We start from the raw sequence: 23880 nt of genomic DNA on the forward strand, positions 1-23880 counted from the left end.
ATTGTCGCAGGTGCCCGGCCCGGTACGCCCGCTCATTTATCCGGTGGCCGTTCCCGTCCCGGTCAACCGGTCTGACACGATGGGGACATGCGCGCGCGATACGGAATTCCCCTGGGCATCCTGGCGGCCGGCTCCGCCGGCCTGGTGTATGCGGCGGGCTTCGAGGCCCGGTCCTTCCGCCTGCGACGGGTCACCGTCCCGGTCCTGCCCCCGGGCATGCGCCCCCTGCGCGTCCTCCAGGTCTCCGACATCCACATGGTCGGGGGCCAGCGCAAGAAGCAGCGCTGGCTGCGGTCACTGGCCGGCCTGCGCCCGGACTTCGTGATCAACACGGGCGACAACCTGTCGGACCCCGAGGGCGTCCCCGAGGTCCTGGACGCGCTGGGTCCGCTGATGGAGTTCCCGGGCGCGTACGTCTTCGGGTCCAACGACTACTACGGCCCCAAGCTGCGCAACCCCGCCCGCTACCTGCTGGAGAAGACGAGCGGACGCCACGGGCTGAACGGCAACGCGCCGGCGGTGGGCGTCATCCACAACCCGTGGGAGGACCTGCGGGACGGTTTCGACGGGGCGGGCTGGCTCAACCTGACGAACACGCGGGGAGTCCTGAAGATCGAGGGCGTCTCCATCGAGCTGACCGGCCTGGACGACCCGCACATCAAGCGCGACCGCTACGCCCGGGTGGCCGGCGGCCCGTCGGGCACGTACGACTTCTCCCTCGGTGTGGTCCACGCGCCGTACCTGCGGGTCCTGGACGCGTTCACGGCGGACGCCTACCCCTTGGTCCTGGCCGGCCACACCCACGGCGGCCAGCTGTGCATCCCCTTCTACGGCGCCCTGGTCACCAACTGCGACCTGGACACGGACCGGGTGAAGGGCCTCTCCACCCACACGGCCGAGGGCCGCACGTCCTACCTCCACGTCTCAGCAGGCTGCGGCACCAACCGCTACACCCCGGTCCGCTTCGCCTGCCCACCGGAGGCGACACTGCTGACGCTGGTGGGCAGGGAGTAGAGCGAGCGCCGGCCGGGGAGTCCGCCGTACCCCACCGGGTGAGCGTCGTGCGGCACCGGGTGGAGGACATCGGCGCCATGGGGCCTCCCGGAGGGACGCACCTCGCGCCTCCGGCAGGAAGCCGGGGAAGGCGACAGCGGCCGTAACCCACCTGGCCCAGTCTGCCTCGCCGCTCCCTTCCGCCGCTCCTAGCGTGAGGGCATGACCGCCCCGATACCGAGGGACATCCCGGACCTGCCCGCGATCCCGGGCCCGCCCCTGCTGCTGCCCGCCCCGGTCCCGGCCACGGCGGTGGTGGCCCCGGTCCGGCGCCCCCAGACCGCGGTGTTCCGCCTCGTCACCGCCGTGCTGGCGGCCGGCGGGGTCGCTCTCGAACTCCTGCTGAGCACCCCGGCCCACGGCCTGAGCTACTTCAGCGTCCAGGCCGATGTCCTGCTGGCCGTGGTGATGCTCCTGTCGGCGCGGAGGGCCTGGCGGGGCCGCCGCCCACTGCCCCCCGCCGTGACAGGCGCCGCGCTCCTCTACGTCCTGACCGCGGCGCTGGTCTACCACCTGCTCCTGGGCCACGCGACGCCCCCGTTCTCCATGACCGGCGCGACGACGGCCCCGGAACGCTGGCACGCCCAGTGGGCGGCCCTACAGATTCTCCACACGGTGATCCCGGCGGCAGCCCTGCTGGACTGGCTCCTGCTCACGCCTGCGGCCCGCCTGCACCTGCGCCAGACCGCGTCCTGGCTCGTCTACCCCCTGGCCTACCTGGCCTTCTCCCTCACCCGAGCGGCGATCCTCCCGCCCTCCCACCCGGCCCGCTACCTCTACCCCTTCCTCGACGCAGCCGCCCACGGCTACCGCAGCACCCTGGCCAACGCCCTCCTCCTGGGCCTCGCGATCTACACCCTGTCCGTCCTCCTCGTGGCCCTGGACCACACCCGCCCGACCCCGGTCCGCCACCGCTGCTGAATCGGATTTCGCCTACAGCCACCGGTGGGCTAAAGTAAACGTCGTCGCCGCGAGAGCAGCGACATCGGGGTGTAGCGCAGCTTGGCAGCGCGCTTCGTTCGGGACGAAGAGGTCGTGGGTTCAAATCCCGCCACCCCGACAGCTAAGTAGCAGGTCAGAGGGCCCTTACCATTTCGGTAAGGGCCCTCTGGCTTTGCTGCGTGTCTAACTGCGTGACTATCGATTCTGAGTGTCTACGACCCTCGCGGATCGGTGCCGAAGATCCCGTCCATGACCACGGCGCCGGTCTGAATCACGGGCCGGATCTGCTTCCGGTACACCTCCTCGGTCACAGCGGTTCCAGAGTGCCCGACGAGCCGCGAAATCTCCTCCAGCGGGACCCCCCGGTCGGAGAGCAGGGACACGAAGCTGTGCCGCAGCTCCCGCGGAGTCCACTCATCGGCGTTGATCCCGTCGATGCCCTTGAGCGCCTGGCGGAAGGCGCGGCGAACGTTGGCGGCGTCGAGTGGCTTGCCCACGGCCGAGGAGAAGACGAGGCCGTGTTCCTCCCAGTCGTCCCCAGCGGCAAGCCGGTCCCATCCCTGATCTTCGAACTGCTGCCAGAGGGCATCGACGCAGCGCGCCGGCAGAGCAAGTGTGCGCCGGGACTTGCGAGTCTTCGTGTCCCCGCTCCGCCGAACCGAGCGCCAGACGGCGATGTGTGGAGGCTGCGGCGGGTCGAGGTCCGGCCGGCCCTTCAGGAAGACGTGGTCCCAGGTGAGGGCCCGCAGCTCCTCGGTGCGGGCGCCGGTCAGCAGGGCAACGACGATGTAGGCGTACATCGAGGTGCCCTCGGCGCCCTTGAGTACGGCCTCAGCCTGGGCGAAAGTGAGCGCCTTGGACGGGCGCCCGGCCTGCCCTTGCGGCACCGAGCACAGCTCAACGACATTGCGCTTCACCTTGTCCCGCGCCATGGCGCGCTTGACCGCGCGGTTCAGGCAGGAGTGGATTCCCTGGAGCGTGCGTGTGCTGAGCGTCTTCGCTTTGCTGGCCAGCCAGCGGTCTACGTCCTCCGCACTCAGTTCGCGTAGCTTGCGGGCGCCGAGTGAGGGGATCACGTGCTTCTGGCTCAGGAGCGTCACGGTTTCGACAGTGCTGGGGTCGAGGCCCGCCAAGCCGTACGCCAGCCAGTCCGTCACAGCGTCCTTCACCGTGTAGTTGGTGGGCGCGATGGCGAGGCCGTCCTCGTGGTCCCGCAAAACCTCTTTGAGCTTGTTCTTGGCCTCCGTCTTGGTCCTGCCACTCCCCCGTTTCACGATCCGCTTGCCGCTCGGATCGAAGCCGAGGTTCGCCGTGGCGATCCACCGTTGCCGCTTCTCGTCCCAGTGCAGGCCGCCGTCACCGCGGCTCCGACGCGTGGTCATCAGGCCGCACGCTCCATCTGTGCCGCGATGAAGTCGCCCAGTGCGGAGGCGGGGATGCGCCGGCACCGGCCGATGGTGACCGAGGGCAGCCGCCGGGTACGGATCAGGTCGTACACGGTGGACCGTCCGAGCCTGAGACGGGCCATCACCTCAGCAACGGTGAGCAGTTCGTCATCGCGCATGATCGGGCTCTCCTTGTACGTCGAGGGAAGTAGGACGCGAGGACGCGAGCAGGGCTTCCGCGTCTGTGAGGCCGGTTCCGGCGAACCGCCAGTGCGAGAGGACGAGGACGGTGTCCGGTTCGGGCAGCGGGTGGCCCGCCTCGGCCGCGCGTTCGCGGGTGAGGGCTTCGTTGTGGTTGGCGCGTTCCTGGCGGAGGGCGCCGAGGGTGACGGAGTAGGCGCGGGACTTGGTGGAGAAGTGGCCGCGGAAGCCGAGCATGTGGGCCCACCTGCGCAGGCGCAGGTCTTCGAATTCGGGGAGTGCGCCGAGGTGCCAGCAGGTGAGGATCATCCGCCGGGCGTGGTCGGTGACGCCGGAGCCGATGAGGTCGGTGATCGGGTTGCGGATGGGCCGGTCCAGGGTGCCGGCGGTCTCGGCGCCCTTGGTGGCGTACTTGGCGATGTACGCGGCCACGGCGCGGCTGGACAGCTCCGAGGTGCCCGCGAAGTCGGCAGAGCGGATGGGGCGGATGTCCAGCTGCTCGCCGAAGCGGAAGGTGTACGGGCGGCCGTCGAGGACGGGTCCGGGCGTCTCGGCGAGGCGGGCCGCCGAGCGGATGGCGTCGGTGAGGAGTTCGGTCGTGGCCCAGGCCGGTGGGGTGTCCTCGGCGCCGTCCGGGCCGTCGAGGCGGATGACGGCATGGAAGTGGACGGCGCCGCGCCGCTGGTACTCGGCGACCTTGGCGTAGGAGACCTTGAGGCAGTCGCGCAGCTCGGAGCGGCCGATGCCCGCGCGGGAGGCAAGCTGTTGGCGCAGGTAAGTGGTGAACCGGCCCCAGAGGGAACCGGCGTGCGCGTTCCACAGGACGGCCGCGCGGTAGTCGTACCGCTCCGGGTCGAGCGGCGTACCCAGGGCGGCATCGTCGTCCAGGTGAGTGCGTCCGCAGCGGCACCGGCCGCCGGCGGGGCGGTTGTGCACGGGGCCGAAGGACGGGGCGGTGAAGGTGGCGAAGACGCGGGGGTGTTGGGCCACGGCCGGACCGATGCCCTTGCCGCCGCTGAGACCGGCCGTGACGAGGTGGAAGGTTCCCTGCGGTACACCTCGGCGCAGGCGGCGCACCGGGTAGCCCGGCGTTCGGCGGCACGCTCCTGGCCCACACACCGCACAGCTCGGAAGGGCCAGCAGCCCCGGCCGGTTCGACAGCGCAGCGGCAGGGTATTCCCATGCACGAGCCATCACTCTGGCAGGCTGGGTGACCTGCCAGTTTCTGCGTCACCCGGCATGGACGAGATTGTGCAGGCGGACGATGCCGAGCATGGCGTGGTGAACGCCGTCGCCCTTCAGTCGGCAGTCGCGAAGGATCTTCCAGCCCTTCATCCGGGCGAAGACGTGCTCCACGCGGGCGCGGACCTTGCGGTGGGAGGCGTTGTGTTCCTCCTTCCAGGCCGGGTGCTCGGCCTGGCGTTTCTCGCGGCGGTGCGGGATGACCAGGCCGGTGCCCCGATAGCCGCCGTCCGCGAGACCGTGGTCTTGCCAACCCTCCGCGTCTTTCGCGCCGGACAGCTCCCACGCCCTGTAGTCGTTGCGGTTGCCGGGCAGCGGCCGGCCGACAGCGACGACGAGCCGGGTCTCGGCGTCGATGACGACCTGGTGGTTGGTGGAGTACCAATAGTTCTTCGACTGCTCGGCGATGGTGTGGTCGCGGGTGGGAACCAGGGTGCCGTCCACGATCAGCACGGTGTCCTTGCGGAACCGCTTGCGCTGCTGGAGCGCGAGCGCAGGGCCGAGGTGGTCGATGATGCGGTCAGCGGCCGACTTCGACACCCCGAACAGCGGGACCAGCTGGCGCAGGGTCAGGTTGGTCCGCCAGTACACCGCGACCAGCAGGACCCGGTCTTCCAGTGGCAGGCTCCACGGCCGGCCCTTGCGGACCGGGTCCGCACCCTCGCGTCGCAGAGCGGTGATCAGCTTGCCGAACTGCGCGGGCTCAGCCCGGTGAACGGGGCTATCCAGGACGACTCTGACGCCGTGATCACACCAGACACGGCAAGATCATCTCACCCCGGACCAGCAGTTACAGGACAACCCTTATCCATTTATATTCGCCGAATGGGAGGAAGGGGAGTAACAGGTCAGGGGTCTGATGCGTGAGAGTGGGGCGGGGCCCTGACTCGTTTACCGGGGCGGTTGGGGATCCTTTGGGAGTCAAGGCCTCCGCGCCGCGTGCAGCGTGGCGAAGGCCGGCTCTGGAGTCGGGCGTCCGAGCGGCGGTGCTGTTCTTCGTATGCATCACCGAGGCCCCGAGGCATGAGGGCGACGACCGGACGGCCGGCTTCAGTAGTAGTCATCCTGCTTTCGCATGTGCCCCGTGGGCTCGATCTCGTCGTGGAGGAATGTGTAAACCTCCTCCTCCCCGTCGAGCAGCACTGCGTAGGCGGGCGGAATCGATGGGTCGGGCGGCTCCGTGATGCCCAGGATTCCTCCGAGCTTGCCCTCCAGCTGGGGTCTTTCGGAGGCTCGAAGCACGCGCACTTCTGCGTAGAACGGGAGGGTCTCCGCCATCGTGAAGTCAGTCCTTTCCCATCATTTGTGGGTGATCTCGCCGTCGAGTGACACATTGAGGTGGCTGCCGTCCCTGCTGAGCCACCCCAGCTTGGCCTTGCCCAGCTTGCTCAGCTGGACATCCCACTCGAACGGCTGTCCGGCGGTCCTGGAAGGTCCCTTGATCCATTCGTTACCGAACCGGTCGATATAGCCCTTCCGGGGGCCGCGGGGCAGGCCCGTACTGACCGACACCCTCTTGTCCGGGACGAATCGGATTCGTCCCGTGTGGGGGAGCTGAGCGTCCTTGATAATCCCCTTGACCCCGGTCCGAGGCGCGGGAACGACCTCTTCGCATTTCAGACCCAGCGGGTCCACCAGCAGCAGCGGCGCGTCGACGTAAGCATGATGATCGGGAGCAGCGTCGAGCCCAAGCGGATCGGGGCTGAGGTACCGGGCGACTTCCGGGTCGTAGTAGCGGAAATAGTTGTAGTTCAGGCCTGTCTCGGTGTCGGCGTACTGGCCCGGGAAGCGCAGCGGACAGGTAGCGGATTCCGGCTCGTCGGTCCCGGCCGGGACGTGGGTGCCCCACAACGTGCTACGACGCTGCCAGACCACCTCGCCCTCTCCGGCGACGAGTTCCATGGGGGCACCGGCGTTGTCGGTGATGACGGCTAGAAAACGCGTGGTGCTTTCGGGGCCCGTCTCCTCGGCGAGCCGAGCGAGGAAGGAACCTCCTCCCTCAGGGACATGCGAGGGTGTGTGAAGGGTCTGGGTGACAGGGCGGTGCGTGTCCGGTTCGTAGTCCCATGTGGTTACCTTGCCGTCCGGTCCGGTCTGTTCGGCCAGGCGGGTGTCGTCCCAGGAGAACTCGACACGGTCGGCCGGTGATCCGTCATCGGTCACACGGTGCTTGGCTATGCGCCGGCCGAGCGGGTCGTAGGTGTACCTCCATCGGTCCCCGCTCGGCGTGACCACCTCAGTCAGGCGGTCCTCCGCATTCCAGGCGTAGGACCATGTGTGCGTTTTCCCGCTGAGGAATGTGCGCGTTCGTCGGACAAGCCGGCCCTGGGCATCGTGGGCGTACGTCGTCCGCCCCGCCCGGCGGACGAGCGTGCCCTCGAACCCGCGCTCGCCTGGAGAATCGTGGCCAGGCGCCGACACCTCCCGTACTTTCCCGGTGGGGTCGTAGGCGTAGGTTTCGGTCCAGCCGTGTGCCCGTACCTTTGTGACCCGACCCGTGCCGTCCAGATCGAAGCGCCGTGTGCCCGACGTCAGCTCACGGATCTCCGTGAGGTGGCCGTCGACCCGGTAGGCATACGTGCGATGCTGGAGGAGGCGGTCCGGGACGATCCCGGCGGTGGCGGAGGTCAGGGACTGGGCGGTCATCTGCCCGTTCGGGTTCCAGCTCTGCTCAAGCGTCACGCCTTCCCCGAACCGACGCTCGATCTCACGCCCCGCGGCGTCGTGCGCGAAGTCCAGCGAGCCCGCTGCCGAGCGCAGTTGCACCGGTCGTCCGGCCGCGTCATACGTCCAGTCCGAAACCACGCCGGATGGTGCCACACGACGAGTGCGGCGCCCGAGAGCGTCGTACTGGAAGACCGACGTGCGATCGTTGACCGTCTCCGACAGGATCCGCCCTAGCCCGTCTCGTTCCAGGGTCATTTCGGCGTCTGCGTTGGCCGCTCGGCACAGGTCACCGCCCGGCGTGTACGCGTACGTCGTGATCTCACCGCTGTCGGTTTCCTGAGCCACTACCCTGCCGCGTGCGTCACGGGTGAAGCGCAAAAACTCGCCGACGCCGTTGGTCCGGACGATCAGCCTGCCTGCGGCGTCGAACGCGTACGTCAGCGTGCGCCCGTTGAAGTCGGTCTCCGCGATGAGTCGACCAGCCTGGTCATAGAGATAGGACCAGGTTCGCCCCTCAGGGTTGGTGACACCTGTCAGGCGCAACTCGGTGTCGTATGTGAACGCGTACCGGGTTCCGTCCGGGTCTGTGCGGGTCGCCGGAACATCAAAGTGGGCGGCGGTCTGCTGAGTCGTGTTTCCGGCGAGATCAGTGTGCGCGATCAGGTTGCCCTCGGCGTCCCAGGTCCAGCATTCGCGCGTGCCATCGGGGCACTCCTGCCACTTCGGCTTACCCTCGACGGTCCATCCCATGCGTGTGGTGTGACCGAGTGGGTCGGTCACACCAACGATCCGGCCGAACGAGTCGCGGTCCACGACCGTTTCCTGTCCCAGCTCATCGCTCAGCGTGATCGGCAATCCTGCGGCGTTCGACACGATCCTGCGTGTGTGACCGAGCGCGTCGGTGACGGCGGCCAGATGCCCTGCACTGTCGTACTCGTAGCGGGTCTCGGCGCCGGTCGGGTCCACAGTGGCACGCACATTGCCGCGCTCGTCGTAGGTGTGCCGCCAGATCGCCCCGCCCGGCTCGACCACCTCCGTCGGCAGGCCGTGCTCGTTGTAGGCGGCCTGGGCCGCCGAACCGTCGGGCAGGGTTAGTTCGGTGACGTTTCCCGCGTCGTCGTAGGTGTACCGGGTGGTGTTGCCCAGGGCGTCGGTGACGGTCAGCGGCTTGTCGCCGTACTCGTCCCATTCCGTGCGCGTGACGTGGCCCAGTGGGTTCGTCTCCTCCACGACCAAGCCGTCGGCGTTGTAGCGGTGGAGGGAGACGTGTCCTTGGGAGTCGGTGTACGTCGTCGTGCGGGTCGTGTCGTCGTAGGTCAGGGTGCCGGAGAGGATGCCGTCGATGCCCTCGGTGCGGGTCACTCGGCCGCGGTCGTCGTAGATGTACGAGAACCACGTACCGTTGCGGTCGGTCCAGCGGGTGACGCGGCCCTCGGTGTCGTAGGTGAAGCGCAGGGGTTCGCCGCTGGAGTTGATGACCTCGGTGAGGTTGCCGGAGGTGTCGTAGCCGTAGCGCATGACGACCGTGCCCTCGTCGGGCGAGGTGGACGGGTGGTAGCGGGAGGGCGGTTCGTCCAGCAGGCGCAGGGCGGTGATGCGCGGGCCCTGGGTGTCGACGGCGACGTAGTAGCCGCCGGAGTGGCGGAGGCCGAACGCGATGCCCTCGTCGTCGCGTTCGACGTCGATGCGGTTGCCGTTGCGGTCGCTCCAGGAGTCCAGCGCGAGGTGGAAGACGCCGAAGGTGGGTGAGGGGACGGGGGCGGCGAAGGTGCGGGTCACGCCCGTCGCGGGGTCGGTGACCGTCATCGCGCCGTCCGGTTTGCCGTCCCACTCCAGTGGCCAGCGCGGGCCCTTGACGGGGAGGGTCGGCTCGCCCGGCTCCGGTACCGGGTAGACCAGGCGCATGCCGTCCGAGGCGGCGAAGACGACGCCCTCGCCGTCGATCTGGAGGCACTCGTCCAGGGTGGAGATCCAGGCCGGGCCGAAGCAGACCCCTCCCCGGTAGGAGGACAGGTGGGTGCGCGTGAACTGAAGCGGCAGGCTGCCCGGCAGTGTCAGGTCCGTCTGGGTCATCAGCATCGCGCCGGTCGCCACGTCGATCGGCTCGCCCACGCACGGCGTGCGTTCGGCGTTGCGGGCCGCCGGGCCCAGCTCGACCAGGTCGGGCCGCAGCGAGGGCGGGCGCAGCAGCAGGGGGGTGGTGTCGGTGAGGCCGCCTTCCATGCTCGCCTTGAGCAGGCCGCCGCCCGTGCCCAGCGCGCCGCCGAAGATCATGCCGTCCTTGGCGGCCTGGTTGACCTCGTCCAGGCTGAAGCCGTGCTGGAGCCCGGTCGCGATCTTCAGCGGCTGGGCCACGGCGAGGTCCACGGCGACCGACTCGACCCCGCCGAACGCGGCGGCGACCAGGGTGCCGGCGGCGATCTCGGCCACCGTCGTGGTGACGGCGATGCCCATCGTGGCGCCGAACTCGATGACCGCGTCCGCCGCCGCGACGGCCGCCCCGGAGGCGAGGCCCGCGGTGAAGAAGGCCAGCGTCACCCCGCCCGCGATGACGGCGGCGTCGATGCCGATCTGCGTCCAGAGCTTGTTGATCGCGTCGTCGATGGCGTCGGCGAACTTCTCCAGCGCCTTGGCCATCTCCCGCGACGACTTGGCGAGATCGCTCAGCCAGCCGCCGTCCTGTTCCTTGGCATAGCGGCCCCAGAACTTGTCGAACGCCTCGATCGACTCGCCCGTGTTGTTGTGGATGATCGACGACGCGCTGCGGTGCACCGGAGCGCGGACGTCGTCCACCGAGTCGGCGAAGGCGCGCCAGGCCTTCGCCGCGTCCCGCAGCTTGCCGGAGTCGGCCTCGGGCCACCACAGACCCAGCTTCAGAAGGATGTGGCGGGCTTTGTCCTCAACGCTCACCGGCACCGTCGCTCTGCTTGTCGGACTTCACCTGCGTGAACATGCCGGCAATGAGCTGGTCGTTGTCCACGTGCCCGTCGGAGAGGTCCACCATCGCCTCGTGAATGCTCGTCAGACCGAGCACCAGGATGCCCGCCGCGCTCTCGATCTTCTTCTGCTGCGGCTTGTAGGCGCTGCCGAACTTGTCGCCCTGCTCGTCGTGGCCCCAGGGCTCACCCAGGCCGTCCAGCGTCTGGATCAGCGTGGTCAGCGCCTTGCTCAGATCGATGGCCCCCTGATGGAAGGCCGGTGCCGCCGCCTTGATGTCGGCGGTCTTGATGTCCAGCACCTTGCCGGGCACCTTGCCATCACCCATCGCTGTCGCCTCCCCCGGTCCGCAAATGCGGCTTCCGACCATAGGGCAGACAGGTAAAGGAAGTGCCATGTCGACAACCTGCGCGCGTGATGGTGCCCGTCGAGTGTTCGTCTCCGAGTCCTCCTGCCTGCTGGCCGTGATTGCGTTCCCAGGGGCTTCGGGCTGGGTGATCACATGGTTGGGCCGGGGAGGTGACCGGGGGTGTCCGCGGTGATGCGGTCCTGCGCCTCCGCCCAGGACCTGACCTGTTTGCGCCTGTGCGGCGCCGGTCTGGATCACGGGCCGGATCTGTTTCCGGTAGGACGGTCTGGTGACGGCCGTCCGGAGTGGTCGACGAGCCGCGAGGTCTCCTCCGGAGGAACGCCCCGGTCGGCGAGCGACCCCGGCCTTTCTGTTGTGTGCGGGAACCAGTTCTCGCACACCGGCGCTCATGAGCGGCTCGCCGTGCCGGTGTGGAACTTGGTGGCGCCGGCGATGAAGTCGCGTGTGCGGTCCGGGCTGAGGGCCTCGGCCTGGAGGTGTTCGTACATCAGGCCGTAGTGCTGCGTGTCGGGCTGTTTCTCCAGGTAGAGGTCACTGGTGAAGCGTTCCAGGTACACCACCCCCGTCTGCGGGCTGTCGGCGAACCGCAGGATGGAGAACTGTCCCGAGAGGCTCGGGTGGGCGCCCACCGTGAAGGGGAGTACCTGCACGGTGATGTGCGGTTCGCCGGCGAGTGCGTTCAGGTGTTCCAGCTGCTCGCGCATGACGTCGGGCCCGCCGACGACACGGCGCAGTGCCGTTTCCTCCAGGACGACCCACAGCCGCAGCGGGGAGTTCGTGTCGTGGATCCGGCGTTGTCGGTGGAGTAGCACCTTGAGGCGCCGGTCGGCCTGTTCGGCAGTGATCGGGGGGATCGTTTCCTCGATGACGGCGTGAGCATAGGCGGGGGTCCGCAGCAGGCCGGGGATCACCAAGGGCTCGTAGGCATGGATCGAGGCAGCATCCGTCTCCAGGCCGATGTAGACGTTCTGGGGGTGCTCGCCGTAGGCGCTCCACCAGCCCTGTTGCCCGGACTCCCGGGCCATGCGCATGAGGGAGTCGATGACCTGCTGGTCCGTCACTCCGTAGATGGCGCAGAGGTCGCGTACATCGCGGGGGCTGATGGCACGGCGGCCGTTCTCCATGTGGCTGATCTTGGGCTGCGAGACCATGAGCCGCTCAGCCACTTCGGCGCTCTTCAGGCCGCCGGCCTGCCGGAGCCGACGCAGCTCGGCCCCCAGGCGACGTCTCCTCACTGTCGGATTACCGTCCGCCGCCATGCGCGGTGCACCTCCGCTGCCCGTCACTGTCGGTGCGAAGGCTGCCACGGGGGACGGCTCGTTGATCATCCGCCATGCCGTCCTGCGCCTGGGACCGGCGAAGTGGGATGTGACCTTGTCACTTTCCCCGCTCGTGCCTGCCCTCGACGGCCTCCGGGACGGACGAGCAGTCCCGAGGCGCCCGCTGCAACCGCAATCGGTGCGGCGGGTTCCCATAGGAGCGCTCGGAGATCCTCGCCGAGCATCCCGCGCATTCGGGGGAATGCGCCAGTTAATCAGAAATATACATGTCGCAATACCTGTCCACGCATTCGGGGGATTAATTCTCCGCACTTCCGACTCCCCGCGAATCGCTATTGCCACACATAGATTTCTCCGTAATATGCAGCGACCAGATCAAGGCTACCGGGCGATTGGTAGGGCCGGGTACGCCACGACCCCCACAGGAAATGGCCTCTCGATGAAGCTGAAAATCCCCCTTCCGGCGCGCCGCCGCACCTTGCCCAGCTTGCTGGCCTCAGCGATTTCCGCGACGGTCGCCGCTGCGATGCTCGTCCTGACGCCCACGCAGGCGCTCGCCATCGCCACGCCCGTACCGCTGGGCACGGCAGCGAGCTTCTCCGTTCTGGCGGGTGCGGGAGTCACCAACACCGGCGCCACGGTGATCAGTCACGACCTCGGGACGCACCCGAACCCGTCCATCACCGGCTTCCCTCCCGGTGAGGTGCTCGGCGCGGTGCACGCCGCCGACGCCGTGGCGCTCCAGGCCAAGTCCGACCTGGTCACGGCGTACAACAACGCGGCCGGCCAGGCCACCGACTTCGCGCTCGCGGCGGGAATCGGCAACGGCACCACCCTGCTCCCGGGCGTCTACACCGCTTCCTCCGGTGTCGGGCTCACCGGTGACCTGACCCTGGACGCCGGGGGAAACCCCAATTCCGTCTGGGTGTTCCAGATCCCGGAGGCCCTGACGACGGCGTCCTCCAGCCGGGTGCTCCTGACGAACGGCGCTTCGCCGTGCAACGTGTACTGGCAGATCGGCAGTTCGGCCACCCTCGGCACCAACTCCACCTTCGTCGGCACCATCATGGCCCTGACGGACATCCACGTGACCACGGGGACCAACATCGAGGGCCGGGCGCTGGCCCGCAATGGCGCCGTGACGCTTGACACCAACCGGATCTTCCTCAACAACTGCGCCACCGGCGGAACCACGACCGGCACCACCACCGGTACGACGACCGGCACCACCGGCGGAACCACCGGACCCAGCGGCCCCATCGGCACGGGTGGTCAGACGAGCGGCACCATCCTCGGCGTGACCGGTGGAGGGCTGATCAGTGGCGGCCTCCTGGGCGGGCCCCTCGTCACCGGAGGCGCCGGCACCGCCGGCAACACCGCCGGAAACAGCTCGGGCAACACCTCGGGCAACAGCGCGGGCAACACCGCCGGGAACAACGTCACCAGCGGGAACACCTCGGGCAACACCGCCGGCGGCGCCCCTGGTGGGCAGGGTGGCGCACCGGGCCGACCGGGCCATGAGGGGGGCCCCGACCAGGGCAAGCCGGGCCAGGAGTACCCGGGCGCGGGCGGCAAGCCGGGCCAGGAGTACCCGGGCGCGGGCGGCAAGCCGGGCCACGGCAACGACCACGGCGAGAAGCCCGACGCGCACAACGGTTACGGCTACGGCAACCAGCCGCAGATCGGGGACTACATGGACTACCAGCACTCCAAGGGCCACAAGGGTCACGAGGGCTCCGATGAGTCCGGGCCCTACGCGGGCCACGGGGACCACGAGGACTAGGCAACAGACTGCGCGAAGTCCCTTCCTCGGATGACGGCGCGTGGCGGAATTCCCCCCGATTCCGCCGCGCGCCGCCGGCGCGATCCACAGAAATGCCGGGCGCCGGACAGAGATGAACAAGAAGGCAGGGTGGACGGTGTCGAGCAGAAATGAATCAGCCGGTGTCAAGGAACGCGACCAGTCCGATTCCCACCCGCTCCGGGAGGAAGGCCGTCACAACGCGAAGCCGGCCCGGACGAATTCCGTCGGCGCCCGCGTACTGAAAGCCGGGCTGCACGGTGCCGTGGGCCTGTGTCTGGTGACGGCTCTGGTCCATGTCGTCGTCGTCTTCCTCGCTGTGGCTCCCTCCAATTCCCTCTCGAGGCGGTACAGCCAACAGATCGACGCGTGGGTGTACCCCCTCTTCGAACAGAACTGGCGGCTCTTCGCCCCCAACCCCGACTCCGTCAACCGGCAGGTGCTGGCGAGAACCGCGCACACCGCCTCCGACGGATCGATGCGGGTGAGCCCTTGGGTCGACCTGACCGCCGCGGACCGTGCCGCGGTCGAGCACCACGTGTTCCCGAGCCACACGGCTCAGAACCTCCTGCGCCGCGCCTGGTCCTCCTACGTCGAGACACACGGAACGGACGACGTGGCCCGCTCGGAACGGGCGGAGATGATGCAGAAGTATCTGCGCAACATCGCTGCGGATCGCGTCGCCGGCCACGACAGGGGCGGCACTTTCGACTTCATCCAGTTGCGGGTCGTCACACGGCCCGTGGTCGCGCCCGGTGCCACGGCCGGCAACCACCCGCCGACGCCGGTCGAGAACCGGCTCCTGCCCTGGTGGAAGGTGACCAGCCATGGGAAGTGAACAGATCCGCGACGTTCCCGCCACGGCGGTTGCGCCAGGCCGCTCCGCGGACCGAACGCCCCTGGCAGCGGGCGCCGGGTCCGGGCGACTGCTCACCCGGGCCGGCGCTCTCTGGGTCCTGGTCACCGGTCGGCCGGTTTCTCTGTACGCGACATCGGTTCTGCGTATCGGCTACGGATCGCTCTATCTGGTTTTCCTTCTGCGTGAGTTCCCGCACCGGCACGAGATCTGGGGCCCCGGCTCCCCATGGACACCCGCTCTGGCGGCACAGCTCTTCCACCAGACGGGCTGGTACAGCGTCCTGATCCTGTCGGACAGCCCTGTCTACTTCGAACTGTGCTACGCGCTCGCTCTCGTGACCTGCGCACTGTTCATGCTGGGCTGGCGCACCCGGGCCACGTCCGTCCTGTTCGCCGTCGTAGTGACGTCGTTCCATGCGAGAGCGATCTTCATGACGGACGGCGGCGACAACCTGGTCCTGCTGATGGCCCTGTACCTCGTGCTCACCTCCTGCGGTCGGCGCTGGTCCCTGGACGCACGCAGGAAGCGGATCGCGGCGGCTCGCACGGACGGCATGCCGCGGCGAGCGGGGAACTCCTCCGTGCGGGAACTGCGGGCCGCACGCATCACGCTGACCACGGTGGTGCACAACTGCGCGGTCTTCGTCATCGCGGCACAGGTCTGTTTCCTGTACGGATCAGCCGGTCTGTACAAAGTCCAGGGCTCCTTCTGGGGCGACGGAACCGCCCTCCACTACGTGCTGCACCTCGACCTCTTCCAGCCCTGGCCGGCACTCTCCCATTTCCTGGACCAGTACCCGATCGTGATCGCGGCCGTCGGCTACCTGACCGTTCTCACCCAGGTCGCCTTCCCCTTCGTGCTGTTCGGCAGGCTCAAGTACCCCGTTCTCGTCATGCTGCTGAGCATGCACGTCGGCATCGCGGTGGTCCTGGGGCTTCCCCTTTTCTCAGGAGCCATGATCATCGCGGACGCCGTGTTCCTTCCCGACCGCTTCTACGCCGTCCTGCCTCGACTCGGCCGGCGCACAGCACTGCGGTTCGGCGTCCGGCTGCCGGCGCCCCGGCAGGGAACAGGACTGGGAACCGTACCCCCGCAGGGCGGCCACCCGGGCGGCCCGGAAGAACGCCAGCCGATGTCCCGCCCGGCCGGCGGTCACGGTGGTTCGTCACCGTCCGGCCCGACGGTGACGCGGTAGACGCTGCGAATACCCGGTGAGCCGGCCTCCCGTTCTCTGCGCCCGGACGACGCCGAGCTGACGCGACAACGCATGCGGACAACGACGGAGAGGCGCGGACGTCAACGGACCATCGACGCAAGTGAGGGCCACACCGGTCCGAGGGAGAACACCCACCCGAGTTGCTCCGGGGCGTAGAGGTCGTGGGTTCAAGTCCCGCCAACCCGACAGCCGTTAGAGCAGGTGAGGCACCTACCAACGTTGGTAGGTGCCTCACCTGTCTCCCCGAGTTCAGGGATGGCCTCCAGCGCCTTCGGGCGAGTTGATCCGCCGGAGTGCCGATGTCCCAGTGGAAGTCATTGGACATCCGAGAGCTGATTGATTCCAGCCGGAACCCGACAGCCTGCTTCCCGCAGGTTCAGCCGAGCCAGGCGAGCGGGTCTTCCTCGTCCTCTCCGGATTCCCGGACCGTAGTAAAGGTGACGGGCACTCCCAGCTCAGCGAGCCCTGCGAGAACCTGTGGCGAGATGCCGATTCCCGAACCTGACTCGGCCACACCTGAGACATCGACCTTCATCGATTTCCCCGATTTCTTGAGAGCTTCTAGAGCAGACTTGCGGGGGCTGATGATTCGCACAAGTTCCGCGGCCTGCTCGTCGGCGCTTTGCGCGTGCCGCCCGTCGACGGTGAGTGTGGCCCAGCCGGGACCGGAATATACGCCCACACCTCCGGAACCGGAGATTTCTTGACTGTCGGCGAGTTGCAGATCGGTGAGCAGGGAGGCGGAATCCACTTCCTGTCCTGATACGACCAAGGACGTGCTCAGGTCACTCCAGAGCTTCACCTTCGCGGCAGACTCCATATCCAAGATCCCCCTCTCAGCGTTCGCTCATACTGGCTGCCACCCTGAGCGGCAAACCCGAGAGGGCGATTCGCTTGATCTCTTCCGGCTGAAGGGCGAGAGTGCAATCGTTTCCGGAGAATCCGAACAGGTTGACGGTCACTTCATACCCCTGTTCCACGAGTTGCCCGAGTTCAGTCCGCTTCCGTTCCGCGACGGAGAGAATGCTGTCCAACTGTTCGTGGAAGTCTCGGCTGGTGCGCTCGTCACAGCTGATCCTCCACTGCCCATCGATCTCCCCCGGTCGGTCCCATTTACTGGGTCCTGGATTACGTACGCCTGTGGGCTCGACACCAAGGAACGACGTGATCCCTTCGGGGCGGAGATCTCTTCCCTTGATGACAAGTGACACCTCCGTCAATACCCAGTGAGGCTTCTCGATCGCGCCCATACATAATTCCTCACCGCTTGATCTCACGACAGGCTGCCCCAGTGAACCCTTCCCATGCCGGGTACCAGCAACTCCCCGAGGTGCGCCCTCTGACCCACGGCCGTCGAATTCTTGAAAACCGCTATCACTCGAAAGTACGGGAGGCGTCTGTGGGTGGAGTCGAGCAGCCTTGACGTTCTGGGCCATCCCGTACTCCGCGTTGTGCCGCCGATTCCAGGCCCTCCTCCGTCGCCATGCGCAGTCCGCCGCGGCAGAGTCCGGCGCCTTTTGTGCCAACGAGTTCGGGGGTGAGGCGGCCGATGGACTCGGACGGGTACTCCTTGAAGCCGTCGGCGGCTGCCTGGACTACCCGTTCGGGATGCGAGGCGGTGGAGCCTTCAGCGCCCTGTTGCTCGCCCGCCCCGGGGACCGAAGGTGTCGTCCAGGAAATCGCCGTGGCCAGGAGGGTGTTGTCCCAGTCGGCGCGGCGTCGCAGCGCGGCGCCCACCGGGAACGGGCGCGTCGTGTGTCCCGTTGGTGGCTCCAGGTGGGAGGTGGAGCCGCCAACGGGGTGGGTGGGGAGGTCAGTCCTCGTTGGGGTCGAGGACTCGGCCCTTGAGTTTGACGGGGTTCGCGGCGCCTACGCGGAGTTCGCCGTCGGTGTAGCGGCCCGGTGTCGCGCCGTCCGTGGCGGTGACCTGGGCCGCGTAGCCGATGCACTCCTGGTTGGTGGAGAGGTACGGGTTGTGGGTGAAGGACAGGGTGCGGCCCTGGTTGCCCAGGGTGCCCTGGGTGGTCTGCATGTTGCCCTTGGCCGCGAGCGTGTTGACGTCGTGGTAGGCCCAGGACAGCCAGCCCGTGAAGACGAAGCCCGTGGGGGCCTTGAGGTTGAAGGTGATGTCGCCCGGGTTCACCGGGTCGGGGACGGTGCTGAGGACGCCGAAGCTGAGGTGGGCCGGCACCCCTCCCGGGGCGTCCTCGACGATGCCCTGCTGGAGGATGTACAGCTTGTTCTCGGATCCGGGTTCGACGGGGGCCTGGGTCTGTGTGCCCATGGTTTTCCCTTCTGTGGATGAGCGTGTCCGCGGGGGCGGATCCGCCGGTGGCGGGCTTGGGGGGCGCGGGCGGCGCCGTGCGTGGCCGGTGGGGACGAGGGGCGGGGCGGCGCCGTGCGTTACGCGGAGGGGGCCGGGTCGGACGACTCGCCCTCGGGGCCGGAGGCGGCGTGGTCGGACAGGAGCGGGCCCAGGACCGTGAGGGAGCCGAGGACGATGTCCTCGTAGAGGAAGAACCCCGCTTCCAGGGGCGGTAGTTCGGGGGCGGTGGGCTGCGCGGGTGCGGGGCCGGGTTCGGTGTCGTCCTGCGCTCCCGTCCGGGGGGTGGGCGTGCCGAGCAGGTCGGTGAGGTCCTGTGCGGCGCCCAGGAAGGCGGTGCGGGCGGTGGTGGCCAACAGGCGCAGGGGGAGGTCGAGGGCGGCGGCGGTGCGCTGGCCGGGGACGGCTCTCGTCGCGGCGGGGGCCTCGGAGGTGGCGGCGGCGAGCCACTGGACGGGGAAGGTGGCGGCGGAGACGATCCGCTCCGTGGGCAGCACGGGCGGGGGTTCGCCGTCGACCATCAGGTCCTCCCACTCCATCAGGTCGAAGAGGAACTGGCCGCCCTTGTAGAGGGGCCAGGGCCGGACCGTGTCGAGGAGCAGCCGGGCGCGTTCGGGGGTGTCGCGGCGCAGCGCCACCCCGTGCCGGGCCAGGGTGCACAGGCACTGGCGCAGGGAGCTGTTGACCTGGCCGAGGAAGGCGAAGGCCCGGTGGTCGGTGGGGGTGAGCGGTCCGGTGGCCGTGGGGCCGGCCGGCGGGCGGGGGGTCGCGGAGGGGGTCACAGTGGCCTCGAGGTGACGTAGTGGGCGATCTGCCGCAGGACGGCTTTGCCTTCGTTCTCGGGGATGACCCGGAGGTCTTCTTCGAAGCGGGCGATGCCTTCGGCGGCGAGCCGGTCGGCGAGTTCGGTGGCGTACTCGATGGAGCCGTGCCGGCGCATGGCGGCGAGGAGTTCCTCGGCGTGCTGCTGGGTCTTGTCGGTACGGCGCTGCCGCAGGACGTCGAGGAGGCGGGGGCGCTCGTAGGCGTACGCGGTGCGGAACAGGTGGATCAGCATCACCGTGCGTTTGCCTTCGAGCAGGTCACCGAGGGGTTCCTTGCCGTAGAGGGCCTCCTCGCCGACCAGGTTCAGGATGTCGTCCTGGATCTGGAAGGCGATGCCGATCAGGCGGAACGCCTCGTCGAACCGGCCCAGTACGGCCGGGTCGGTCACGCCGGCGCAGACGGCGCCGATGCGGCACGGGCTGATGCAGGTGTACCAACCGGTCTTCTTGGTGCTCATCGTGAAGTAGGCGTCGTCGGCCTCGGGGACTACCTCGTGGCGGATCCAGCCCAGCTCCATGGCCTGGCCCTCGATGGACTCCCGGCACATGTGTACCGCCTCGTGGATGAGGCCGAGGGTGCGGGCGAGGCCGAGCGTCTCGAGGTTGGACAGGACGGCGTCGACGGCCAGCAGGTTCAGGCCGTCGCCGACGTTGACCGCCAGACCCAGTCCGTGTTCCTCGTGCATGGTGGGCATGCCGCGCCGGTGCGTGGACTCGTCGGCGATGTCGTCGTGGACGAGGAAGCCGTTGTGGAACAGCTCCAGCGCGGCGGCGGCGCGTACGGCGTCGTCCGGGCGTCCGCCGAAGGCGGCGCAGGCGGCGATGGTCAGGGTGGGGCGCAGGCCCTTGCCCTGGCGGGCGGGGTAGGAGCGCATGAGGTCGTACAGCTCGGCGCGCGGCTCACGGTCCGGCAGCAGCCGTTCGATCTCCTCGCCGGTACGGGCCCGGCACCGGCGCATGGTCTCCAGGAGGTCCGCGTCGCGGACGGTGTCCTCCAGCGACCAGCTGGTGCTGGTGCGGCCGTCCCAGAGCATGCGCGGCGCCCGTACGGTGGTGTCGCCGATCAGCACGAGGGGGGCGGGGGCGTCCTCGGGCGCGCGCCGGGCGAGGAAGTCCAGCGCCGTCCAGTCGACCGGATCGGCGGCCGGTTCCAGGTCGGCGGGGGCCGCGCTGCCCCACAGCTGGGGGGCCTGTTCGCGGTAGGCGCCCCAGAGTTCCTGCATGCTGCGCAGGCCCGCCGCGCGCTGGGACAGCAGCGTGAAGGCCCGCCACACGGCGAGGGCGTCCTCCTGGGAGCCGCGGACGTCGAGGCTGTCGGACAGCACCTGGTCGACGGGCGGGCGCTGGAGGTCGAACAGCAGGTTCATCGCCCGGCTGTCGAAGGCGACCTCGACGTCGGGGTCCGGGCAGCGGTCCCGCTGTACGACGATACGGCTGTGCCGCGCGGTGAGCGTGGCGTGGCTGCCGTCGTTGAAGTGCAGGCCGAGCCGGATGCCGCGCAGGTGGTCGGCGGCGGCGGCGAGGACGGCGGGGGCCCGGTCGGACAGGGCGGCCACGGTCTCGTCCAGCAGGCCGGCACCCGTGAGAGCGGGGGCGGTCTCAGCCATGGGCACCCCCGGCGAACTCCACGATGCCCTCGGTACGGAAGGCGATGCGGCGTCCGCCGACCCGGCCCTCCACGGTGCACGGGCCGAGGGTCTCGTGCACGCTGAACGGCCGCAGGCTGGTCTCCGACGGGTTGGCGATCCGGCCCGCCGTGTGCGAGCGGAAGTCGAGGACGAGACGGTCGTCGCCGAGCCGGGCGGTGATCAGCAGCCGGCCGGGCACCGCGGCCATCGGCGGGGTGCCCAGCGTGTCCGCCAGCGGCGGCACCATCGCCACCCGGTCGCGGTCCAGGCTTCCGCTGACCGCGACGCGCAGGTTGCGGCGCGGGAAGTGGCGGATCATGCGCCCGTCGCGCCACAGCATCACCGAGCCGTTGGCCGCGTCCGCCGGGCGCTCGGGCTGGATGAGGGTGAAGACCACCGCCGAGGGCGGGGCGGCGTCGTGCGGCCCGGACGGGTCGTTGACGAAGCCGAACACCCAGCCGCCGAGCGTGGGCCAGGACCAGCGGCCGCGGACCCGTTCGTGGTAGCCCAGCAGGTCCGTCTCCGTGACCGTGCCGTCGCCGTGCCGCAGGGTGCCGGTGCCCAGGACCCCGGGCTCGGACTGCCACCGCAGGTGCTCGTCCTCGCCGAACGGCGCGCACTGCGACGTGCAGGGCCTGCTGGTCCTGATCAGCCGTACGTCGGCCGCCGGCGCCGCGGACCGGGCCGCCACCCGGAACGCGCCCGGCTCGCCGTGCGGATGCGGCCAGCGGAAGGCCGACCACGGCAACTCGGGCTGGTCGGCGTTGAACTGTGTCGCGCTCCAGCCGCGCCCCTCCGCGTACACCAGCAGGATCGCCATGTGCTGTCCCTCGGCCGCCGTACCGGTGCCGCTGCGCCGCCCGGTGGCCGGGGCGCCCGGGTCGGCGTAGACCTCGCCGGCGGAGGACCCCAGGACGGACAGGTTGGCGATCAGTGCCTGCCGGCCGCACCGGGACAGGAAGGCGTAGTGCAGCCACTTGCGGTCAAGTGGATGGACGAGCGGGGCGTGCGGGAAGGGACCCGGGGGCCCGAGCCTGGAGAGGGTGGGCGTGGACACGTTTCGAACGTTAACGCACTGAATGCGCAATGTCGCAATGTGTGACCTTCACGCGGGTGACGTGGAAGCACAGAAACGTTTACTTCCGTATTGAGGGTTTGGGAGTCGTCACCGTCGCAAAGTGTCGCCCGGCCGCCCGCCGCGGGTCACCCGTGGCCGTCCGCGGCGGACGGTCCGCCGCGGACGGTCCGCCGCGGACTGCTCACGGGCTCGTACGCGCTCCCGCCGGTGCTACTCGTCGTCCCCCAGCACGCTTGCCTTCAGGCGTACTTCCGGCTGGCCCGAGATCACCGCACGCCCGTCGGTGTACCGGCCCGGCTCGGCGTCCGCCAGGGCCCGGATACCGAGCGTGTAGACCAGGGCCGCCGCCGGATGGTCCCGGGTGTTCAGGCGGGGCTCGTCGGTGACGGCCAGCGATCTGCCGCCGTCCCGCACGGTCGCCGTCGGCGCCCCGCCGGGGAGCACCGTGCGATCCGCGCGGTAGTACGCGCTGGTCGCCCGGCCGTCGAAGACGAAACCCGTCGGAGCCGTGAAGTGGTGCTCCACCCGTCCCGGGGTCCACGGATCGGTGGACGAGACCCGTACGTGGAGCAAATCGCTCTCCCCGCGGGCGATCTCGACACCGACCTCCTGACGGACCAGCAGTTGCGCGGGTGGCGTGCTCGGCGTGGGCGGGGTGGGCGGGGGCGGTGGTGTGGGCTCCGGTTTCCGCTCCGGGTTCGGCTGGGACGCCGGTTCGGGTTCGGGCTCCCTCTCCGGCTCCGGCTCCGGTTCGGGTTTCGGCTGGGGCTCCGGTTCGGGTTCCCGCTCGGACTCCGGCTGCCCGGCCGGCTCCGGTTCCGGCTCCGGTTTCCGCTCCGGCTCCTCCGCCTGCGCAGGTGCGGTGGTGAGGGGCAGGGCGACGATCCGGTGGTGGAAGTTGTCCGCCACGAGCAGCCGGTGGCCGGCCTGGTCCACGGCGAGACCGCACGGGTAGGCCAGCGCCACGCCGACGGCCGTATCGGCGGTATCGGCGGTATCGGCGGTATCCGCCGTGTCACCGGTGCCCCTGTCCCCCGCCCCGCCGGTCGCCGGAGCGTGTCCCGCGACGACCCGGGCTGCTCCGTCGGACAACCGCCACACCCGGTGTCCGTTCACGTCGGCGACGTAGACCGCCCCTTGGCCGTCGACCGCCACCGCGCACGGTGCGCTCCAGTCGACGGCCGTGGCGCCCACGTCCGCGTCCGCTTTCGTGTCCGCGTCCGTGTCCGGTGGTCCCGCCAGGACTCGGAGCGTCCCGTCCGTGCCCAGCAGCAGCACCCGGCGGCCCACCGGGTCGGCGATGTACAGCTGCCCGGCCTCGTCGACCGCCAGGCCCGCGGGCAGGAACGCCTCGCCGGCGTCGGCCGCGCCGGGGCCGCCGGGCCGTCCGGATGCCGCGACGACCGTGCTGATGACGCCGTCGCCGCCGATCCTCCGGACCCGGTGGCCGCCCGCCTCGCCGATGTACAGCGATCCGGCACCGTCCACGGCCACGGCGCACGGGGCGTCCAGCCGGGCGCGGTCGGCGGGGCCGCCGTCTCCGTCGCCGTCGTCACCACCGTCGCGGGAGCCGTCTCCCGCGACGGTGTCGATGACACCCGACGGGTCGATCCGGCGGATCCGGTGGTTCATCTCGTCGGCGATGAGCACGCTTCCGTCCGGGGCGACCGCCAGGGCGGCCGGGAAGCCCAGGCGGGCCAGCGTCGCGTCCGCGCCGTCCCCGGCGAAACCCCGCAGCCCGTCGCCGGCGACCGTGGTGAGCGTGCCGGTCCCGTCGATCCGGCGGACCCGGTGGTTGGCGTGGTCGGCGACGAAGGCCGCCCCGCCCCCCACGGCGACGGCCACGGCCGCGGGGAAGGCCAGCTGTCCTGCCGGTGCGGGCCCGCCGTCCCCGGAGAATCCGGCGGTGCCGTTCCCCGCCACGGTGCCCCGCGTCCCGTCCGCGTCCGGGGGCGCCTGCTCGTCCGGGCGGGCCCGGGTCCCGGCCGTCATGCCGTCACCACCCGGCACGGGCGCGGTGGGGCTTCGGCGGCGCGGGCCTCGGTGGCGCCCGTCCCTTTCCGCTTCCACGGCC

19 protein-coding genes, 1 tRNA gene and 2 pseudogenes are annotated in these 23880 nt (G+C 69.6%); 6 read left to right on the top strand and 16 right to left on the bottom strand.

The features are described from left to right. The first annotated feature begins 87 nt into the window (after positions 1-87). The 3 genes from ABZ117_RS16995 to ABZ117_RS17005 all read left to right on the top strand — a co-directional run bounded on the left by ABZ117_RS16995 (position 88) and on the right by ABZ117_RS17005 (position 2113). Entirely contained in the window at positions 88-1014 is a 927-nt protein-coding gene (locus ABZ117_RS16995; protein WP_356821461.1) for a metallophosphoesterase, read from the top strand. Between the two features lie 201 nt (positions 1015-1215). Beyond that, a complete protein-coding gene (locus ABZ117_RS17000; protein ID WP_356821463.1) occupies positions 1216-1974 on the top strand; it encodes a Pr6Pr family membrane protein in 759 nt (252 codons plus the stop codon). A 65-nt stretch (positions 1975-2039) separates the two neighbouring features. Beyond that, a tRNA-Pro gene (locus tag ABZ117_RS17005) sits at positions 2040-2113 on the top strand. A gap of 94 nt (positions 2114-2207) precedes the next feature. Here the strand turns inward: ABZ117_RS17005 and ABZ117_RS17010 are convergent. From ABZ117_RS17010 to ABZ117_RS17045, 8 genes and pseudogenes are all read right to left on the bottom strand, one after another. Next, a complete protein-coding gene (locus ABZ117_RS17010; RefSeq protein WP_356821464.1) occupies positions 2208-3377 on the bottom strand; it encodes a site-specific integrase in 1170 nt (389 codons plus the stop codon). After that, positions 3377-3559 (bottom strand): helix-turn-helix domain-containing protein, encoded by a 183-nt coding sequence (locus tag ABZ117_RS17015; protein ID WP_356821466.1) that lies wholly within the window; start codon positions 3557-3559, stop codon positions 3377-3379. Before ABZ117_RS17015 ends, ABZ117_RS17010 begins: the two co-directional genes overlap by 1 nt. Beyond that, positions 3549-4672, bottom strand: a pseudogene (locus ABZ117_RS17020) (replication initiator); the annotation flags it as partial. The gene ABZ117_RS17015 and the pseudogene ABZ117_RS17020, both read right to left, overlap by 11 nt. Before the next feature lie 139 nt (positions 4673-4811). Further along, a pseudogene (locus ABZ117_RS17025) lies at positions 4812-5584 on the bottom strand (transposase). A gap of 289 nt (positions 5585-5873) precedes the next feature. Beyond that, positions 5874-6101 (bottom strand): hypothetical protein, encoded by a 228-nt coding sequence (locus tag ABZ117_RS17030; protein WP_356821468.1) that lies wholly within the window; start codon positions 6099-6101, stop codon positions 5874-5876. Between the two features lie 21 nt (positions 6102-6122). Beyond that, the gene (locus tag ABZ117_RS17035; protein WP_356821470.1) at positions 6123-10400 is read right to left on the bottom strand and encodes a polymorphic toxin type 17 domain-containing protein; all 4278 of its coding nucleotides are present in this window, start codon (positions 10398-10400) and stop codon (positions 6123-6125) included. Then, positions 10390-10755: a hypothetical protein gene (locus ABZ117_RS17040; RefSeq protein WP_356821472.1), complete on the bottom strand. Its 366-nt coding sequence runs from the start codon at positions 10753-10755 to the stop codon at positions 10390-10392. The genes ABZ117_RS17035 and ABZ117_RS17040 overlap by 11 nt, the downstream gene beginning before the upstream one ends. 428 nt (positions 10756-11183) lie before the next feature. Next, positions 11184-12056, bottom strand: a complete 873-nt coding sequence (locus ABZ117_RS17045; RefSeq protein WP_356821474.1) for a helix-turn-helix transcriptional regulator — start codon at positions 12054-12056, stop codon at positions 11184-11186. Between the two features lie 460 nt (positions 12057-12516). Between ABZ117_RS17045 and ABZ117_RS17050 the strand changes: the two genes are divergently transcribed. Continuing rightward, positions 12517-13860 carry an ice-binding family protein gene (locus ABZ117_RS17050; RefSeq protein WP_356821476.1) on the top strand — a complete coding sequence of 448 codons (1344 nt, stop codon included), beginning with the start codon at positions 12517-12519 and terminating at the stop codon, positions 13858-13860. A gap of 154 nt (positions 13861-14014) precedes the next feature. Here ABZ117_RS17050 and ABZ117_RS17055 read toward each other — a convergent pair whose 3' ends face one another. Continuing rightward, positions 14015-14176, bottom strand: coding sequence for a hypothetical protein (locus ABZ117_RS17055; protein ID WP_356821478.1), 162 nt, complete (start codon positions 14174-14176; stop codon positions 14015-14017). A 75-nt stretch (positions 14177-14251) separates the two neighbouring features. Here ABZ117_RS17055 and ABZ117_RS17060 point away from each other — a divergent pair, with 75 nt between their 5' ends. Both ABZ117_RS17060 and ABZ117_RS17065 read left to right on the top strand, forming a co-directional pair. After that, complete coding sequence (locus ABZ117_RS17060; protein WP_356821480.1) at positions 14252-14716, top strand: DUF5819 family protein; 465 nt, start codon at positions 14252-14254, stop codon at positions 14714-14716. Then, positions 14706-15932, top strand: a complete 1227-nt coding sequence (locus ABZ117_RS17065) for an HTTM domain-containing protein (RefSeq protein WP_356821482.1) — start codon at positions 14706-14708, stop codon at positions 15930-15932. The genes ABZ117_RS17060 and ABZ117_RS17065 overlap by 11 nt, the downstream gene beginning before the upstream one ends. A 397-nt stretch (positions 15933-16329) precedes the next feature. On the opposite strand, the gene ABZ117_RS17070 is transcribed toward ABZ117_RS17065, so the two are convergent. The 7 genes from ABZ117_RS17070 to ABZ117_RS17100 form a co-directional block, all read right to left on the bottom strand. After that, a complete protein-coding gene (locus tag ABZ117_RS17070) occupies positions 16330-16773 on the bottom strand; it encodes a hypothetical protein (protein ID WP_356821484.1) in 444 nt (147 codons plus the stop codon). Positions 16774-16789: 16 nt separating this feature from the next. Beyond that, complete coding sequence (locus ABZ117_RS17075; RefSeq protein ID WP_356821486.1) at positions 16790-17203, bottom strand: DUF4279 domain-containing protein; 414 nt, start codon at positions 17201-17203, stop codon at positions 16790-16792. Between the two features lie 563 nt (positions 17204-17766). Further along, a complete protein-coding gene (locus tag ABZ117_RS17080; RefSeq protein ID WP_356821487.1) occupies positions 17767-18237 on the bottom strand; it encodes a hypothetical protein in 471 nt (156 codons plus the stop codon). A 119-nt stretch (positions 18238-18356) separates the two neighbouring features. Continuing rightward, positions 18357-19058, bottom strand: a complete 702-nt coding sequence (locus tag ABZ117_RS17085; RefSeq protein ID WP_356821489.1) for a hypothetical protein — start codon at positions 19056-19058, stop codon at positions 18357-18359. Then, entirely contained in the window at positions 19055-20707 is a 1653-nt protein-coding gene (locus ABZ117_RS17090; RefSeq protein WP_356821491.1) for a polyprenyl synthetase family protein, read from the bottom strand. Before ABZ117_RS17090 ends, ABZ117_RS17085 begins: the two co-directional genes overlap by 4 nt. Beyond that, complete coding sequence (locus tag ABZ117_RS17095) at positions 20700-21785, bottom strand: hypothetical protein (RefSeq protein WP_356821493.1); 1086 nt, start codon at positions 21783-21785, stop codon at positions 20700-20702. Before ABZ117_RS17095 ends, ABZ117_RS17090 begins: the two co-directional genes overlap by 8 nt. Before the next feature lie 231 nt (positions 21786-22016). Further along, positions 22017-23798: a serine/threonine protein kinase gene (locus tag ABZ117_RS17100; protein WP_356821495.1), complete on the bottom strand. Its 1782-nt coding sequence runs from the start codon at positions 23796-23798 to the stop codon at positions 22017-22019. Between the last annotated feature and the right edge of the window lie 82 nt (positions 23799-23880).

Origin of the sequence: Streptomyces sp. NPDC006309, assembly GCF_040613095.1 — a bacterium.
Classification (GTDB): Bacteria; Actinomycetota; Actinomycetes; order Streptomycetales; family Streptomycetaceae; genus Streptomyces.

Excerpts from the sequence above, each read along its gene's own strand:
- ABZ117_RS16995 (WP_356821461.1), top strand. The coding sequence starts at position 88 with ATGCGCGCGCGATACGGAATTCCCCTGGGCATCCTGGCGGCCGGCTCC.
- ABZ117_RS17000 (WP_356821463.1), top strand. The coding sequence starts at position 1,216 with ATGACCGCCCCGATACCGAGGGACATCCCGGACCTGCCCGCGATCCCG.
- ABZ117_RS17010 (WP_356821464.1), bottom strand. The coding sequence starts at position 3,377 with ATGACCACGCGTCGGAGCCGCGGTGACGGCGGCCTGCACTGGGACGAG.
- ABZ117_RS17015 (WP_356821466.1), bottom strand. The coding sequence starts at position 3,559 with ATGCGCGATGACGAACTGCTCACCGTTGCTGAGGTGATGGCCCGTCTC.
- ABZ117_RS17030 (WP_356821468.1), bottom strand. The coding sequence starts at position 6,101 with ATGGCGGAGACCCTCCCGTTCTACGCAGAAGTGCGCGTGCTTCGAGCC.
- ABZ117_RS17040 (WP_356821472.1), bottom strand. The coding sequence starts at position 10,755 with ATGGGTGATGGCAAGGTGCCCGGCAAGGTGCTGGACATCAAGACCGCC.
- ABZ117_RS17045 (WP_356821474.1), bottom strand. The coding sequence starts at position 12,056 with ATGGCGGCGGACGGTAATCCGACAGTGAGGAGACGTCGCCTGGGGGCC.
- ABZ117_RS17050 (WP_356821476.1), top strand. The coding sequence starts at position 12,517 with ATGAAGCTGAAAATCCCCCTTCCGGCGCGCCGCCGCACCTTGCCCAGC.
- ABZ117_RS17055 (WP_356821478.1), bottom strand. The coding sequence starts at position 14,176 with ATGGACCAGAGCCGTCACCAGACACAGGCCCACGGCACCGTGCAGCCC.
- ABZ117_RS17065 (WP_356821482.1), top strand. The coding sequence starts at position 14,706 with ATGGGAAGTGAACAGATCCGCGACGTTCCCGCCACGGCGGTTGCGCCA.
- ABZ117_RS17070 (WP_356821484.1), bottom strand. The coding sequence starts at position 16,773 with ATGGAGTCTGCCGCGAAGGTGAAGCTCTGGAGTGACCTGAGCACGTCC.
- ABZ117_RS17075 (WP_356821486.1), bottom strand. The coding sequence starts at position 17,203 with ATGGGCGCGATCGAGAAGCCTCACTGGGTATTGACGGAGGTGTCACTT.
- ABZ117_RS17080 (WP_356821487.1), bottom strand. The coding sequence starts at position 18,237 with ATGGGCACACAGACCCAGGCCCCCGTCGAACCCGGATCCGAGAACAAG.
- ABZ117_RS17090 (WP_356821491.1), bottom strand. The coding sequence starts at position 20,707 with ATGGCTGAGACCGCCCCCGCTCTCACGGGTGCCGGCCTGCTGGACGAG.
- ABZ117_RS17100 (WP_356821495.1), bottom strand. The coding sequence starts at position 23,798 with ATGACGGCCGGGACCCGGGCCCGCCCGGACGAGCAGGCGCCCCCGGAC.